Origin of the sequence: Streptomyces sp. APSN-46.1, from assembly GCF_022815725.1 — a bacterium.
GTDB lineage: Bacteria > Actinomycetota > Actinomycetes > Streptomycetales > Streptomycetaceae > Streptomyces.
On sequence record NZ_JALGRF010000002.1, the window covers coordinates 495593 to 510957 of the forward strand.

At 72.6% G+C, this 15365-nt stretch carries 10 protein-coding genes; 3 read left to right on the forward strand and 7 right to left on the reverse strand.

Features of this window, described 5'->3' with window-relative positions:
* Positions 1-3: 3 nt before the first annotated feature.
* From dnaG to MTF65_RS08855, 4 genes are all read right to left on the reverse strand, one after another.
* Positions 4-1932 carry a DNA primase gene (dnaG, locus tag MTF65_RS08840; RefSeq protein WP_243627861.1) on the reverse strand — a complete coding sequence of 643 codons (1929 nt, stop codon included), beginning with the start codon at positions 1930-1932 and terminating at the stop codon, positions 4-6.
* A gap of 34 nt (positions 1933-1966) precedes the next feature.
* On the reverse strand, positions 1967-3241 hold the full coding sequence (locus tag MTF65_RS08845) for an FAD-dependent oxidoreductase (RefSeq protein ID WP_243627863.1): 1275 nt from the start codon (positions 3239-3241) through the stop codon (positions 1967-1969).
* Positions 3242-3334: 93 nt separating this feature from the next.
* Positions 3335-4678, reverse strand: coding sequence for a deoxyguanosinetriphosphate triphosphohydrolase (locus MTF65_RS08850; protein ID WP_374207186.1), 1344 nt, complete (start codon positions 4676-4678; stop codon positions 3335-3337).
* A 36-nt stretch (positions 4679-4714) separates the two neighbouring features.
* On the reverse strand, positions 4715-5443 hold the full coding sequence (locus tag MTF65_RS08855) for a sirohydrochlorin chelatase (RefSeq protein WP_374207187.1): 729 nt from the start codon (positions 5441-5443) through the stop codon (positions 4715-4717).
* Between the two features lie 363 nt (positions 5444-5806).
* On the opposite strand from MTF65_RS08855, the gene MTF65_RS08860 reads away from it, so the two are divergent.
* The 3 genes from MTF65_RS08860 (at position 5807) to MTF65_RS08870 (ending at position 10004) form a co-directional block, all read left to right on the forward strand.
* Positions 5807-6526, forward strand: coding sequence for a vancomycin high temperature exclusion protein (locus MTF65_RS08860; protein WP_243627864.1), 720 nt, complete (start codon positions 5807-5809; stop codon positions 6524-6526).
* A gap of 105 nt (positions 6527-6631) precedes the next feature.
* Entirely contained in the window at positions 6632-8710 is a 2079-nt protein-coding gene (locus MTF65_RS08865) for a molybdopterin oxidoreductase family protein (RefSeq protein ID WP_243627865.1), read from the forward strand.
* 196 nt (positions 8711-8906) lie between these two features.
* Positions 8907-10004, forward strand: coding sequence for an RNA polymerase sigma factor (locus tag MTF65_RS08870; protein WP_243627866.1), 1098 nt, complete (start codon positions 8907-8909; stop codon positions 10002-10004).
* Between the two features lie 82 nt (positions 10005-10086).
* On the opposite strand, the gene MTF65_RS08875 is transcribed toward MTF65_RS08870, so the two are convergent.
* The 3 genes from MTF65_RS08875 to MTF65_RS08885 all read right to left on the reverse strand — a co-directional run bounded on the left by MTF65_RS08875 (position 10087) and on the right by MTF65_RS08885 (position 15332).
* Complete coding sequence (locus MTF65_RS08875; protein ID WP_243627868.1) at positions 10087-12009, reverse strand: ABC transporter ATP-binding protein; 1923 nt, start codon at positions 12007-12009, stop codon at positions 10087-10089.
* Positions 12006-13739 (reverse strand): ABC transporter ATP-binding protein, encoded by a 1734-nt coding sequence (locus tag MTF65_RS08880; protein WP_243627870.1) that lies wholly within the window; start codon positions 13737-13739, stop codon positions 12006-12008. Before MTF65_RS08880 ends, MTF65_RS08875 begins: the two co-directional genes overlap by 4 nt.
* A 144-nt stretch (positions 13740-13883) precedes the next feature.
* Complete coding sequence (locus tag MTF65_RS08885; protein WP_243627872.1) at positions 13884-15332, reverse strand: FGGY family carbohydrate kinase; 1449 nt, start codon at positions 15330-15332, stop codon at positions 13884-13886.
* Positions 15333-15365 lie beyond the last annotated feature (33 nt).

A 15365-nucleotide genomic window follows, 5' to 3' on the forward strand; every position in this document is an offset into this window, starting at 1 on the left:
CCGTCACAGCCCCTCGGCCCCCCGATTGCGTAGCCGCTGCCCGTACTGCTGGAGGACCCACAGCTCCTCCTGGACCGCGGCCATCTGCTCCGGCGGGGCATGCGGGCCCAGGCGGGACATCGTGCCCTGGATCTCGTGCACCCGGCGGTCCACCGCGCGCAGCCGGACCTGCACCAGCTGGACCCCCGCGTAGATCTCGTCCACCGTCTTCGCGTGGATGGCCTCGACCGCCAGCTCCGTCACCAGCGCCCGCACGGTGTCGTTCGGGGCGGCGGCACGGACCCGGGCCAGGTAGTCGTCGGTGCCCTGCGCCGTGCCGCCCGCGTCGAGGATGGCCTGGCGCACCGCCGCGTAGGGCGGGGCGGTGAACTCGTCCATCCCGTACGCGTCGAACGCCGGGGAGACCAGGGCCGGCCGCTGCAACGCCAGCTTCAGGAGCTCGCGCTCGGTGCGGTGGGCGGGGCTGCGCAGGTTCAGCGCCGGGCCGCCCGGAGCGGCGCCGGCGGCGGGCACCGGGGCCGCGGCCTCGTAGGAGGAGCGGGACCGGGACGGCCGGCGGCCGCCGCCGTCGGGGCCGCCGGGCTGGCCGCCCCGCTCCCGCGCCCAGCGCGCCAGCTGCGCCACGCGCTTGACCACGAACTGCTCGTCGCGGATGCCCAGCATCCCCGCCAGCTGGACCGCGGACTCGTGCTGGATCGCGATGTTCTTGATGTGGGCGACGACCGGAGCCGCCTCGTCCAGCGCGGCCGCCCGCCCCGCCGGGTTCTCCAGGTTGTGGCGGGCCACGATGTGCCGCAGCGCGAACTCGAACAGCGGGGTCCGGGACTCCACCAGCCCGCTCACCGCGGCGTCCCCCTGCGCCAGACGCAGGTCGCACGGGTCCATCCCGCCCGGGGTGATCGCGATGGAGGTCTCGGCGGCGAACTTCTGGTCGTCCTCGAAGGCCCGCAGCGCCGCCTTCTGGCCGGCCGCGTCGCCGTCGAAGGTGAAGATCACCTCGGCCGTGGCGTTGTCCATCAGCAGCCGCCGAAGGATCTTGATGTGGTCCCCGCCGAAGGCGGTGCCGCAGGTGGCGATCGCCGTCGTGACTCCCGCCATGTGACAGGCCATGACGTCCGTGTAGCCCTCGACGACCACCGCCCGCGAGGTCTTCGCGATCTCCTTCTTCGCCAGGTCGATGCCGTACAGGACCTGGGACTTCTTGTAGATCGCGGTCTCGGGGGTGTTCAGGTACTTCGGCCCGTTGTCGTCGTCGCGCAGCTTGCGCGCACCGAAGCCGACCACCTCGCCGCTGATGTCGCGGATCGGCCACATCAGCCGCCCGCGGAAGCGGTCGATCGGCTTCCCGCTGCGGCTGTCCTGGGCCAGGCCGGAGGTGATCAGCTCCTTGTCGCTGAATCCCTTGCCGCGCAGGAACCGGGTGAGGTGGTCCCAGCCGGCCGGGCTGTAGCCCACGCTGAAGTGCGCGGCCGCCGCCTGGTCGAAGCCGCGCTCCGCCAGGAACTTGCGACCGATCTCGGCCTCGGCGCCGCCCAGCTGGTCCACGTAGAACTGGGCGGCGGCCTTGTGCGCCTCGACCAGCCGGATGCGCTCACCGCGGCCGCTGGTGCCGGCGGTGTAGCCGCCCTCCTCGTACCGCAGGGTGATGCCGGCCTGCCCGGCCAGCCGCTCGACCGCCTCCGAGAACGAGAGGTGGTCGATCTTCATGATGAAGTCGAGGGTGTCCCCGCCGGCCTGGCAGCCGAAGCAGTGGTAGAGACCCTTGCTGGGGCTGACCTGGAAGGACGGGGACTTCTCGTCATGGAAGGGGCAGAGGCCTTTGAGGTTGCCGCCGCCCGCGTTGCGGAGTTGGAGGTAGTCGGAGACCACGGCGTCGATCGGGACCGCGTCCCGTACCGCCTTCACGTCGTCGTCGTTGATCCGTCCTGCCACCCGTGAAGTCTACGGCCGCGCGCCGACAAACCCGTCAGGCCCCCTGCGCCCCCAGCAGGGAGGAGAGCGGAACCGACGGGTCCGCCAGGGCCTCCCGGTTGACCGGCGCCTTTGACCTGATCAGGGCCTGGATCTGATCGGTGACATCCCACACATTTACGTTCATCCCGGCCAGCACCCGCCCCTCCGAGAGCCAGAACGCGATGAACTCCCGCTTGGCCGCGTCCCCGCGGATCAGCACCTGGTCGTAGCCGCCGGGCGGGGCGTACCCCGAGTACTCCATCCCCACGTCGTACTGGTCCGAGAAGAAGTACGGCACCCGGTCGTACGACACCTCCTGGCCCAGCATCGCCCGCGCCGCGGCCGGGCCCCCGTTGAGGGCGTTCGCCCAGTGCTCCACCCGCAGCCGTGTCCCGAGCACCGGATGGTGGGCGGCGGCCACGTCCCCGACCGCGAAGACGTCCGGGTCGGACGTACGCAGCGAGGCGTCCACGGCGATCCCGCCGCCGTGCTCCCGGTCCACCAGGGCCAGCCCGGACGTCTCGGCGAGCGCCGTGCGCGGTGCGGCCCCGATCGCCGCCAGCACCGCGTGCGCCGGATGCTCCTCCCCGTCGTCCGTACGGGCCGCCAGCACCATGCCGTCCTGGCCGACGATCTCCGTCAGCCGGGCCCCGAAGTGGAAGCGGACCCCGTGCTCGGCGTGCAGATCCGCGAAGAGCCGGCCGATCTCCGGACCGAGCACCGCGTGCAGCGGTGTCGGCTCCGGCTCGATCACCGTGACCTCCGCCCCGTACCCGCGCGCCGCGGCGGCGACCTCCAGGCCGATCCACCCGGCGCCCGCGATCAGCAGATGGCCGTTGTCCCGGCCGAGGCGGGTCAGCGCGTTGCGCAGCCGCTCGGCGTGCGCCAGCCTGCGCAGGTGGTAGACGCCCGCCAGACCGGTGCCCGGGATGTCCAGGCGGCGCGGCTCGGCCCCGGTCGCCAGCAGCAGCTTGTCGTAGTGCAGCGCCGTGCCGTCGCCGAGGACCACCCTCTTCTCGTCCCGGACGAGGTGGACCGCCGGCTGGCCCAGGTGCAGCTCGATGTCGGACCGCGCGTACCAGGACGCCTCGTGCACGAAGACGCTGTCGCGCTCCTCCTTGCCCGTCAGGTACCCCTTGGACAGCGGCGGCCGTTCATAGGGATGGTCGCGCTCGTCGCCGATGAGGATCACCCGGCCGGTGAACCCCTCGGTCCGCAGCGTTTCGGCCGCCTTCGCCCCAGCGAGCCCCGCGCCGACGATGACAAATGTCCGGTGTGCGTCGACCACCTGATGCCTCCTCATAACCTCACCGCCACATGCGACCACATGCGAGCGTCCCGCACTGAGCCTGCCGCGTGAAGGGGGAGTGGCCCGATCACCTCACTCTTCGGCGCGTCGCGTGAGGCGTGTGAGGCGCGTGCGCCGCGTGAGGCGGTCGTGCAGCGAGCGCGCCGAGGCGTCGGTCAGCGAGGCGATCTGGTCGACGACCGCGCGTTTACGGGCCTTGTCGTCGGCGGCCGCGTCGAAGATCGCCCGGAACTGGGGGTCCAGCCCCTCGGGCGCGCGGGCGCTGAGCGCCTCGGCGAGTTCGGCCAGGACGATGCGCTGGTCGGCGCGGATCCGCCCCTGCTCGTCGCGCTGCATCACGTACAGGTCGGCCACGGCCTTGAGCACCGCGCACTCGTTGCGCGCCGCGCGCGGGACGACCAGCTCCGCCGCGTACCGGGTGAGGCGCCCGGAGCCGTACGCCTCCCTCGTGGCCCCCTCGGCGGCCAGGCAGAATCGGCCGATCAGCTGGCTGGTGGCGTCCTTCAGCCGGGCCTGGGCGACGGCCGAGCCGTCGTAGCCGTGCGGCCACCACTCCTCCTCCATCAGCCCGTCCAGGGCCTCGCGCAGCTCCTCCGGCTCCGTGTCGGCCGGGACGTACCGGCCGATCGCGACCCGCCAGATCGCCGTGCGCTCGGGCTCGGCGAAGAGGAGGTTGGGGTCGAGGTGGCCCGCGTGCAGAGAGTCCTCGAAGTCGTGGACGGAGTACGCGACATCGTCCGCCCAGTCCATGACCTGGGCCTCGAAGCACTTGCGGTCCGCGGGCGCGCCCCGGCGCAGCCACTCGAAGACCGGCAGGTCGTCGTCGTACGCGCCGAACTTGACCGAGCCGGGATCCGTGGGATGCCCGCCGCGGGCCCACGGGTACTTGGTGGCCGCGTCCAGGACGGCCCGGGTCAGGTTGAGGCCGACGCTGACGAGTTCGCCCGTCCTCGGATCGGGCACGAACCGCTTGGGCTCCAGCCGGGTCAGCAGCCGCAGCGACTGGGCGTTGCCCTCGAAGCCGCCGCAGTCCCCGGCGAACTCGTTGAGGGCCTCCTCGCCGTTGTGCCCGAAGGGCGGGTGGCCCATGTCGTGCGCGAGGCAGGCGGCCTCGACCAGGTCGGGATCACAGCCGAGGGCCGCACCGAGCTCGCGGCCGACCTGGGCGCACTCCAGGGAGTGCGTCAGGCGCGTACGCGGGCTCGCGTCCCAGTCGTACGACCGCGTGCCGGGCGTGACGACCTGGGTCTTGCCGGCGAGGCGGCGCAGAGCCCCGGAGTGCAGGACCCGGGCGCGGTCGCGCTGGAAGGCGGTGCGGCCGGGGCGCTTGTCCGGCTCGGCGGCCCAGCGCTCGGTGTCGGCGGGGCCGTAGAGGTCGTCTGCCAGGGCGTGCGCGGTGCCTTCCATGCCTTCCATGCAGAGACGGTAACCGGAACCTGTGACAAACCGGGATCAGGCGGAGACGAGTTCCGGCCGCGCGGGGTGCCGGGGCAGGGCGGCGCGGGCCTGGTCGTAGCGGTGCAGCAGCAGCCGGGCCAGGGCCGGGTGGTCGCCCAGCGGGGCGGCGGCGAGAGAGGGCACGGCCGCCGCGCACTGGGCGGCGAACCGGCCGGGAGCGGCGAAGTACGAGGCCACGGCGATCCGGTGGTGGCCGCGCGCGGCCAGGGCGCGGACCGCGTCGGGGACGGTGGGCGCGGCGGCGGAGGCGTAGGCCGGTACGACGGCCACCCCGCCGAGCCGTTCCGAGAGCATGGCGGCGCTGCGGCGGGTGTCGGCGGCGGAGTCGGGGTCGCGGGAGCCCGCCGCGGCCAGCACGACCGCGGTCCCGGGGGTCCAGCCGGCGTCCAGGAGGCGTTCGTACAGGGCCTCGACGAGCAGCGGGTGCGGGCCCAGCGGCGGGGCCACGCGGACCCGCAGGTGCGGTGCTCGGGCGGCCGCCGCGGGGAGGTCGCGCTTGACGTGGGTGCCACGGCCCAGGAGCAGGGGGACGAGGACCGCCTCCCCGCGCAGCTCCCGCAGGACGCCGTCGAGCGGCGGCTCGTTCAGCTCGATGTGGCCGAGCCGGACGTCGAGGAGGGGCCGGAGTTCGCGGACGCGGTCGAGGAGCGCGCGGGCGGTGTCCGGGGCACGGCGGTCACGGCTGCCGTGCGCGACGCAGACGAGGGCGGGCTGCTGCTGCATGGGCGGACTCCGGGTCGGCGCAGGCCGCTGAGCTGGGTGCCCAGCTGGAGGGTGATGCGGCCGAGCAGCTCGGCCGCACTGTCAAAGGGGAAGGCGGGGGACTCGGGAGGGTGCACCGGCTCCGTCATGCACCGATCCTGCGGGCTGGAGGTTGCCGGGGCGTTGCGCCGTGGTGACGGGTGTTTTCCACCTGCTCACAGCGGCCCGGGCGGCGGCGGTGCGTTCGGCGGGAGCCCTCCTCGTCCCCGGAGCCCCCGGCCCCGGCCCCCGGGCCCGGCCGCTGAAACCGCGCGGTCCTCGCACGCGTCCTGACCAGCGGATCACCAGACGACTCACCAGACACGATGACCAGGGGGACCAGAAATGCGCGGACCGCGCCGCCTGACCGAGATCGCGCGCGGTGCGCGGAAGCTGCGGAAGCTGCTGCCGCGCACCGTACGGGCCCGGCGGCGGGCCGTGCGGGTGGTGATGGCCGGGTGCGTACTGGCGCTGCTGCCCTCGGCGTGGACGCACGCGGTGGCCGCCGACCGGCTGCGGACCACCGCCGGGGCCCCGGCCGCCGAGGTGGCGGTGGTGTTCGGGGCGGGCCTGCTGAACGGGCGGCCCACCCCCTACCTGGCCGACCGGCTCGACGCGGCCGCCGAGCTGTACCGCACCGGCAAGGTCAAGGTCGTCCTGGTCACCGGGGACAACAGCCGCACCGAGTACGACGAGCCCGACGCGATGCGGACGTACCTGACCGCGCACGGGGTCCCGGACGACCGCGTCGTCAGCGACTACGCCGGCTTCGACACCTGGGACTCCTGCGTCCGCGCCCGGGAGGTCTTCGGCGTCCACCGGGCGGTGCTGGTCAGCCAGGGCTTCCACATCCGCCGGGCCGTCGCGCTGTGCCAGGCGGCGGGCGTGGACTCGTACGGAGTCGGGGTGGCCGACGTACACGACGCGACCTGGTACTACGGCGGGGCGCGCGAGGTCCTCGCCGCCGGCAAGGCGGCGCTGGACGCGGCCTTCAAGCCGGAGCCGACCTTCCTGGGACCCAAGGAGGAAGGGGTCTCGCGGGCCCTGGCCGCTCTGGCGGACTGAGCCGCTGTCCCTCACCGGGTGCGTACGGGCGCGCTGAGGTGCCCGTACAAGAGGTGTAACCGGGCGCGGCGGCCCGCGTAACACCGCCGTCGCACGCTGGACGGCATGCACACCTCGGATCCGGTCACCGCCACGCACTGCCCGTACTGCGCGCTGCAGTGCGGGATGAACCTCCGCCCTGAACCGGGCGGCACCGGCGTGGTGGTGGAGGAGCGGGCGGACTTCCCCGTGAACCGCGGTGCGCTGTGCGGCAAGGGGCGGACCGCGCCCGCCGTGCTCTCCTCCCGGGTGCGCCTGACCGAGCCGCTCATCCGCACCCATGCCGGGCAGCTCGCGCCGGCCACCTGGGAGGAGGCCCTCGACGCGGTCGCCGAGGGCCTCGCCCGCACGGGCCGGACGTACGGGACCGACGCGGTCGGGGTGTTCGGCGGCGGCGGACTGACGAACGAGAAGGCGTACGCGCTCGGCAAGTTCGCCCGCGTCGCGCTGCGGACCTCCCAGATCGACTACAACGGCCGCTTCTGCATGTCCTCGGCGGCCGCCGCCCACCAGCGGGCCTTCGGCCTCGACCGGGGGCTGCCCTTCCCGCTGGAGGACATCCCCCGCACCGGCTGCGTGATCCTCGTCGGCTCCAATCCGGCCGACACGATGCCGCCGGCCCTGCGGTTCTTCCGGGAACTCAGGGACAACGGCGGAACGTTGATCGTGGTGGACCCGCGCCGGACCCGGACCGCCGAGCAGGCCGACCTGCATCTCGCCCCGCGCCCGGGGACGGACCTCGCCCTGGCGCTCGGTCTGCTGCACCTGGTCGTCGCCGAGGGGCGCGCCGACGAGGAGTTCATCGCCGCGCGCACCAGCGGCTGGGAGGAGGCCCGGGCCGCCGCCATGGCGCACTGGCCGGAGCTGGTGGAGCGGATCACGGGCGTGCCCGTGCCCCGGCTCCGCGAGGCGGTCCGGATGTTCTGCGAGCCCGAATCCGCCATGGTGCTCACCGCCCGCGGGCCGGAGCAGCAGTCCAAGGGCACCGACACCGTCGGCGCCTGGATCAACCTCTGCCTGGCCACCGGGCGGGCCGGCCGCCCGCTGTCCGGCTACGGGTGCCTCACCGGGCAGGGCAACGGCCAGGGCGGCCGCGAGCACGGCCAGAAGGCCGACCAGCTCCCCGGCTACCGCAAGCTGACCGACCCGGCGGCGCGGGCGCACGTCGCCGAGGTCTGGGGGATCGACCCCGCCACCCTGCCCGGCCCGGGCCGCAGCGCCTACGAGCTCCTCGACGCGCTCGGCTCCGAGGTGAAGGCGCTGCTCCTGATGGGCTCCAACCCGGTGGTGTCGGCGCCCCGCGCCGGCCACGTCGAGGACCGGATCCGCTCGCTGGACTTCCTGGCGGTGGCGGACGTGGTCCTCTCCGAGACGGCCGCGCTCGCCGACGTGGTCCTCCCGGTCACCCAGTGGGCGGAGGAGACCGGAACCACCACCAACCTGGAGGGCAGGGTCCTGCTGCGGCGCCGGGCGCTGACCCCGCCGCCTGGGGTCCGCTCCGACCTGGAGGTGCTGCACGGCCTCGCGGCCCGCCTCGGCGTGGAGAAGGGCTTCCCGACCGACCCCGAGGTGGTCTTCGAGGAACTCCGGCGCGCCTCGGCGGGCGGCCCGGCGGACTACGCGGGCATCTCGTACGCCCGGATCGAGGCCGAACAGGGCGTCTTCTGGCCCTGCCCGGAGGACTCCCACCAGGGCACCCCGCGCCTGTTCCTGGACCGCTTCGCCACCGATGACGGCCGGGCCCGGTTCGCCCCCGTCTCGCACCGCGACGCCGCCGAGATGCCGGACGCGGAGTACCCGCTCCTGCTCACCACCGGCCGGGTGGTCGCCCAGTACCAGTCCGGGGCCCAGACCCGCCGGGTGGAGGAGCTCAACGCGGCCGCCCCCGGGGCCTTCGTGGAACTCCACCCGCGCCTCGCGGCCCGTATCGGCGCCGTCGAGGGCGCCCCGCTCGCGGTGGTCTCCCGGCGCGGCCGCGCGGTGGCCCCGGCCCGCATCACCGACGCCATCCGCGCGGACACGGTGTTCATGCCGTTCCACTGGCCGGGCGAGGGCCGCGCCAACACCCTCACCAACCCGGCCCTCGACCCCGTCTCCCGGATGCCGGAGTTCAAGGTCTGCGCGGTGCGCGTGGAGCCCGCGTAGGCGCATGACGGCCGTCTTCCGCTGGACGGCCCGACTCGGACATGCGTCCGCTACGCATCGGGGCTCCCGGCGGGGGGTAACCATCCGGTCACGCACCGGACTCAGAAAGTGCTCGCACGCCCCTCGTGGCGGCGATGTGCCGTACCCCACACTGAGGTGCGGTGCTTGAGTCCTCGGAGCCCTGGAGGTCGCCCCCGTGCAGACCCAGACCCTGACCGTGAACCTGAGCCGGCCCCCCGACCGCGGAGCCGAAGCCACCGAGGCCGAAGAGCCCGAGCCCGATACCGAAGCCGAAGCCGTGGAAGACGAGCCCGAGGCCCTGGAACTGATCGAGCGCGTGCCGGAGCAGCGCGGCCGCCGCGCCGACAGCGGGAGCGGATCGGGCCCCTCCGCCGACCTCTTCCGGCAGTACCTGCGCGAGATAGGCAGGATCCCGCTGCTCACCGCGGCGGAAGAGGTGGAACTCGCGCGACGCGTCGAAGCCGGACTGTTCGCCGAGGAGAAACTCGCCGCTCACACCGATCTTGATTTGCAGCTCACACTTGACCTGGACAAGCTCGTCGTCATGGGCCGCATGGCCAAACGCCGCCTCATCGAGTCGAACCTGCGGCTCGTGGTCTCCGTCGCGAAACGCTATGTCGGCCGCGGGCTCACCATGCTCGACCTGGTCCAGGAGGGGAACCTCGGACTGATCAGGGCCGTTGAGAAATTCGACTACGCCCGCGGTTACAAGTTCTCCACCTACGCCACCTGGTGGATCCGCCAGGCCATGTCCCGGGCCCTCGCCGACCAGGCCCGGACCATACGGGTGCCCGTCCATGTCGTCGAGCTCATCAACCGGGTCGTCCGCGTCCAGCGCCGCATGCTCCAGGAGCGCGGATACGAGCCCACCGCCGAAGAGGTCGCCGCCCACCTGGAACTGACCCCCGAGCGGGTCCTGGAGGTACTGCGCCTCGCCCAGGAACCGGTCTCGCTGCACGCGCCGGTCGGCGAGGAGGACGACGTCGCCCTCGGCGACCTCATCGAGGACGGGGACGCGGCCTCACCCGTGGAGTCCGCCGCGTTCTTCCTGCTGCGCGAACACCTCGAAGCGGTGCTCTCGACCCTGGGCGAGCGGGAGCGGAAAGTCGTCCAGCTCCGGTACGGACTCGCCGACGGCCGCCCGCGCACCCTGGAGGAGATCGGCCGGATCTTCGGCGTGACCCGCGAGCGGATCCGCCAGATCGAGTCCAAGACCCTCAACAAACTGCGCGACCACGCCTTCGCCGACCAGCTCCGCGGCTACCTGGACTGACGGACGGCCGCTGTCAGTCCAGGCACGCGGAAGGGGTGCCCCCCGTACGAGGGCACCCCCAGCCTGATCCGCGCGGGACGGCCTAGTCGACCTCGGCCACCGCCTGCGCGAACTGCGCCGTGTACAGGCGGGCGTACGCGCCGTTCGAGGCCAGCAGCCCCTCGTGCGTGCCCTGCTCCACGATCGAGCCGTTCTCCATCACCAGGATCACGTCCGCGTCGCGGATCGTGGACAGCCGGTGCGCGATCACGAAGGACGTACGGCCGTGCGCCAGGCGCGCCATCGCCTTCTGGATCAGCACCTCGGTACGGGTGTCCACCGAGCTCGTCGCCTCGTCGAGCACCAGGATCACCGGGTCCGAGAGGAACGCCCGGGCGATGGTGATCAGCTGCTTCTCGCCCGCGCTGACGCCCGCGCCCTCGTCGTCCAGCACGGTGTCGTAACCGTCCGGGAGGGTGCGGATGAACCGGTCCGCGTGCGCGGCCCGCGCCGCCTCCTCGACCTCGGTGCGGGTGACCTCGCGCGCGGCACCGTAGGCGATGTTCTCCGCGATCGTGCCGCCGAAGAGCCAGGTGTCCTGGAGCACCATGCCGATGCCGCCGCGCAGTTCCTCGCGGGTCATCTTCGCGATGTCCACGCCGTCGAGGGCGATCCGGCCGCCCGTGACCTCGTAGAACCGCATCAGGAGGTTGACGAGCGTGGTCTTGCCGGCGCCCGTCGGGCCGACGATGGCGACCGTGTGGCCCGGCTCGACCGCGAGCGACAGGTTCTCGATCAGCGGCTTGTCGGGCTCATAGCGGAAGGCCACCTTGTCGAGGGTGACCTGCCCCCTCAGCTTCTCCGGACGCTCCGGAACCTCGGCGTCCGGCTCCTGCTCCGCCGCGTCCAGCAGCTCGTACACCCGCTCCGCCGAGGCGACACCGGACTGCACCAGGTTCGCCATCGAGGCGACCTGCGTCAGCGGCATCGAGAACTGGCGCGAGTACTGGATGAAGGCCTGCACGTCGCCGATGGACAGGGTGCCCGAGGCCACCCGCAGACCACCGACCACCGCGATCAGCACGTAGTTGATGTTCGAGATGAAGAACATCACCGGCTGCATGATCCCGCTGACCAGCTGCGCCTTGAACGAGGCCCGGAACAGCGCCTCGTTCTGCTCGGCGAAGACCGCCGCGGACTCCTTCTGCCGGCCGAAGACCTTGACCAGGCTGTGCCCCGAGTACATCTCCTCGATGTGCGCGTTGAGCACGCCGGTGGTCTTCCACTGCGCCACGAAGTGCGGCTGCGACTTCTTGCCGATCTTCGCCGCGACGAACACCGACACCGGCACCGTCACCAGCGCGACCAGCGCCAGCAGCGGCGAGATCCAGAACATCATCGCCAGCACACCGACGATCGTCAGCAGCGAGTTCAGCAGCTGCCCCATCGTCTGCTGGAGCGTCTGCCCGATGTTGTCGATGTCGTTCGTCGCCCGGCTGAGCACCTCACCGCGCTTCTGGCTGTCGAAGTACGACAGCGGCAACCGCGACAGCTTCGCCTGCAACTCCTCGCGCATCCGGTACACGGTGCCGTTCATCACATGGTTCGACAGCCGCGTCGCGACCAGCATCAACAGGCCGGCCAGGGTGAAGACCACCAGCGCCCAGACCGCCACCACGCCGACGGCCCCGAAGTCGATGCCCTCGCCCGGGGTGAAGTCGGTGCCGGACAGCATGTCCGCCATCCCGCCCTGGCCGTCGGCGCGCAGCCCGTCCAGCGCCTGCTGCTTGGTGATGCCGGCCGGCATCTGCCGGCCGACGATCCCCGCGAAGACCAGGTCGGTGGCCTCGCCGAGGATCTTCGGACCGACGACCGCGCAGGCGACGCTGCCTATGACGGCGAGGACCATGCCCCACAGCTTGGCCCGGTCCTGCGCGAGCTGCCGCAGCAGCCGCTTGCCCGAGCCCTTGAAGTCCAGGGACCGCTCGGCGGGCCCCATCATCATCCGTCCTCCGGGCCCGCTCATGCGGCCTCCGCCTCCGTCAGCTGGGAGAGCACGATCTCCCGGTAGGTCTCATTGCCGGCCATCAGCTCGTGGTGGCGCCCCTCGCCCACGACCTGCCCCTCGTCCAGCACGATGATCCGGTCGGCGTCACGGATCGTGGAGACCCGCTGGGCGACGATGACCACCGTCGCGTCCTCGGTCTCCCGGGCGAGCGCCGCGCGCAGCGCCGCGTCCGTCGCGTAGTCCAGGGCCGAGAAGGAGTCGTCGAACAGGTAGATCTCCGGGCGCTGCACCAGGGTGCGGGCGATGGCCAGGCGCTGGCGCTGGCCGCCGGAAACATTGGTTCCGCCCTGGGTGACGGGAGCGTCCAGGCCCCCCTCCAGCTCGGACACGAAGTCTTTCGCCTGCGCCACCTCCAGGGCCTGCCACAGCTCCTCGTCCGTGGCGTCCGGGCGCCCGTAGCGCAGGTTGGACGCCACGGTTCCGGAGAACAGGTACGGCTTCTGCGGGACCATGCCGACCGTCCTCGCCAGCAGCTCCGGGTCGAGCCGGCGTACGTCCTCCCCGTCGACGAGCACCTCGCCGCCCGTCGCGTCGAACAGCCGGGGCACCAGGCCGAGCAGCGTGGACTTGCCGCTGCCGGTGGAACCGATCACCGCCGTGGTCTCGCCGGGGCGGGCCACCAGGTCCACCCCGCGCAGCACCGGAGCCTCGGCGCCCGGGTAGCGGAAGTCGGCGCCGCGCAGCTCCAGGCGCCCGCGCCGGGTGAGCTCGCGCACCGGGTCGGCGGGCGGGACCACGCTGGACTCGGTGTCCAGGACCTCCTGGATCCGCTCGGCGCAGACCTCGGCGCGCGGCACCATCATGAACATGAACGTGGCCATCATCACGGCCATGACGATCTGCATCAGGTAGGCGAGGAAGGCCGTCAGCTGGCCGATCTCCATGCCGCCGCTGTCGATGCGCATCGCGCCGAACCAGATGACGGCGACGCTGGAGATGTTCACGACCACGATGACGGTGGGGAACATCAGCGCCAGCAGTCGGCCGGCGGCCAGCGAGACGCCCGTGAGGTCGGCGTTCGCCTCGCGGAAACGGTCCTTCTCGTAGTCGTCGCGGACGAAGGCGCGGATCACCCGGTTACCGGTGATCTGCTCGCGCAGCACCCGGTTCACGGTGTCCAGGCGCGTCTGCATGGCCCGGAACAGCGGCCGCGTCCTGAAGACGATGGCGCCGACGGAGACGCCGAGCACGGGCACGACGGCCAGCAGCACCCCGGAGAGCCGCACGTCGAGCGAGAGCGCCATCGCGATGCCGCCGACGCACATGATCGGCGCGGAGACCATCAGCGTGAAGGTCATCAGCACCAGGGTCTGGACCTGCTGAACGTCGTTCGTCGTACGGGTGATCAGCGACGGGGCGCCGAACTGCCCGAGTTCCCGGGCGGAGAAGCTCTGCACCCGGTCGAAGACGCCGGCGCGGATGTCCCGGCCGACGGCCGCCGCCGTGTGGGCGCCGAAGTAGACGGCGCCTATGTTGCATCCGAGCTGGACGAGCGAGACACCGAGCATCAGCGCGCCGAACCGCAGGATGTAGCCCGTGTCGCCGTTGACGACACCGTTGTCGATGATGTCCGCGTTGAGCGTCGGGAGGTAGAGGGTCGCGCTGGTCTGCAGGAGCTGGAGAAGGACCAGAAGAGCGATGGGTTTCCGGTACGGACCCAGATGGGTCCGCAGAAGTCGTATGAGCACGCGCAGGCTCCGGTTGGCAAGATCGAGGGGTTCGCTCCATCTTGGCCAACGCGGCGCCGGAACCCCAACGATTTTCGCAAAGGCAGGTCAAAAGGAGTACCCGCGCGCCGGGAGTCCTACGCCCCCCGGAGCGTATCTAGCCAGCTAGAACGCCCCGGGGTGGATCTGCTCCCGCGTGGTGATGTACTGCTGGCGCACCGCCTGCCAGGCCGGGTACTCCTCGCCCGGCTCGAAGACCTGCGCCGCCGGGGCCGGCCACACCGGCGGGGTGTGCGGAGCCAGCGTGCCCTGCCGCACCCCCAGCGCCCAGGCGGCCTGCCGCGCCGCGCCCAGCGCCGCGTAGTCGGCCGGCGCCGGCACGACGATCTGGGTCCCGAACAGCCCGGGAGCCGCCGCCTGTACGGCGGGCAGCTCGGCCGCCGCGCCCAGCAGGAACACCCGGCGGATCTCGACGCCGCGCGAGCGCAGCACGTCCAGGGCGTCCGCCAGCCCGCACAGCATGCCCTCGAACGCGGCCCGCGCCAGGTGCTCGCGCTTCATCGAGTCCCGCCGCAGCCCGGCCAGGGTCCCGGCGGTGTGCGGCAGGTTCGGCGTCCGCTCACCCTCCAGGTACGGCAGGAGTACGAGGCCGTGCGCGCCCGGCGTCGACTTCAGCGCGAGCTCCGACAGCCCCTCCAGGTCGGTGCCCAGCAGTTCGGCGGTGCCGCGCAGGGCCCGTACGGCGTTGGAGGTGTTCACCACCGGCAGATGCATGCCCCCGGCGTCGGCGAGGGAGGTGATCAGGCCGCCCGGCTCCGTCAGGGCCTCGTGGTGCACGGCCATCACCGAACCGGAGGCGCCCAGCGAGACCACCGCGTCACCGGGACCGAGGCCCAGCCCGAGGGCGGCGGCCATGGTCTCCCCGGTGCCGGCGGATATCAGCAGCCCCTCCGGCGTGGTCCCGGCGGCGTCGGCCGGGCCGAGCACCTCGGGCAGCAGGGCCATGTGCCCGAGCGCCAGCTCGACCAGGTCGGGCCGGTAGGAGCCGGTGGCCGGCGACCAGTACCCGGTGCCGGAGGCGCCGCCCCGGTCGGTGGTCCGCCGGGCCGGCCGGCCCAGCAGCTGCCAGACCAGCCAGTCGTGCGGGGACATCAGCACCGCCACCCGCCGGGCCGCCTCCGGCTCCGTGCGGGCCAGCCAGGCCAGCTTCGCGAGCGGCTGCGCGGAGTGCGGGACGCTCCCGACGGCATCGGCCCAGGCGTGGCGGCCGCCGAGCGCGTCGATCAGATCGGCCGCGGTCACCTGCCCGCGCTTGTCGTTTCCGACCAGGGCGGGACGTACGAGAGCGCCCTGCGCGTCCAGCGGCAGGATGCCGTGCTGCTGCGCGGAGACCCCGATGGCCTGCACCCCTTCGAGGATCCCACCGCTGGCGGCCTCCCCGAGGGAGAGCAGCCAGGCCTGCGGATCGGTCTCGTACGGATTCCCGCCCTCCGGTTCTCCCGCGGGCTGCGGATGGGGCGCGTACCCCTGCCGCAGCACGGCACCCGTGTCGGTGTCACAGACGACGATGCGAGTGAAGGCGGAAGAACTGTCCAGCCCGGCGACTATCCCCATACGGAGAATTCTGCCGCACGGGCCGACGGACGC

What these genes read in the sequence shown, in the direction of transcription:
- MTF65_RS08885 (WP_243627872.1), bottom strand. Translation starts at nt 15,332, where the DNA reads ATGGGGATAGTCGCCGGGCTGGACAGTTCTTCCGCCTTCACTCGCATC.
- MTF65_RS08855 (WP_374207187.1), bottom strand. Translation starts at nt 5,443, where the DNA reads ATGCAGCAGCAGCCCGCCCTCGTCTGCGTCGCGCACGGCAGCCGTGAC.
- MTF65_RS08860 (WP_243627864.1), top strand. Translation starts at nt 5,807, where the DNA reads ATGCGCGGACCGCGCCGCCTGACCGAGATCGCGCGCGGTGCGCGGAAG.
- MTF65_RS08865 (WP_243627865.1), top strand. Translation starts at nt 6,632, where the DNA reads ATGCACACCTCGGATCCGGTCACCGCCACGCACTGCCCGTACTGCGCG.
- MTF65_RS08875 (WP_243627868.1), bottom strand. Translation starts at nt 12,009, where the DNA reads ATGAGCGGGCCCGGAGGACGGATGATGATGGGGCCCGCCGAGCGGTCC.
- MTF65_RS08850 (WP_374207186.1), bottom strand. Translation starts at nt 4,678, where the DNA reads ATGGAAGGCATGGAAGGCACCGCGCACGCCCTGGCAGACGACCTCTAC.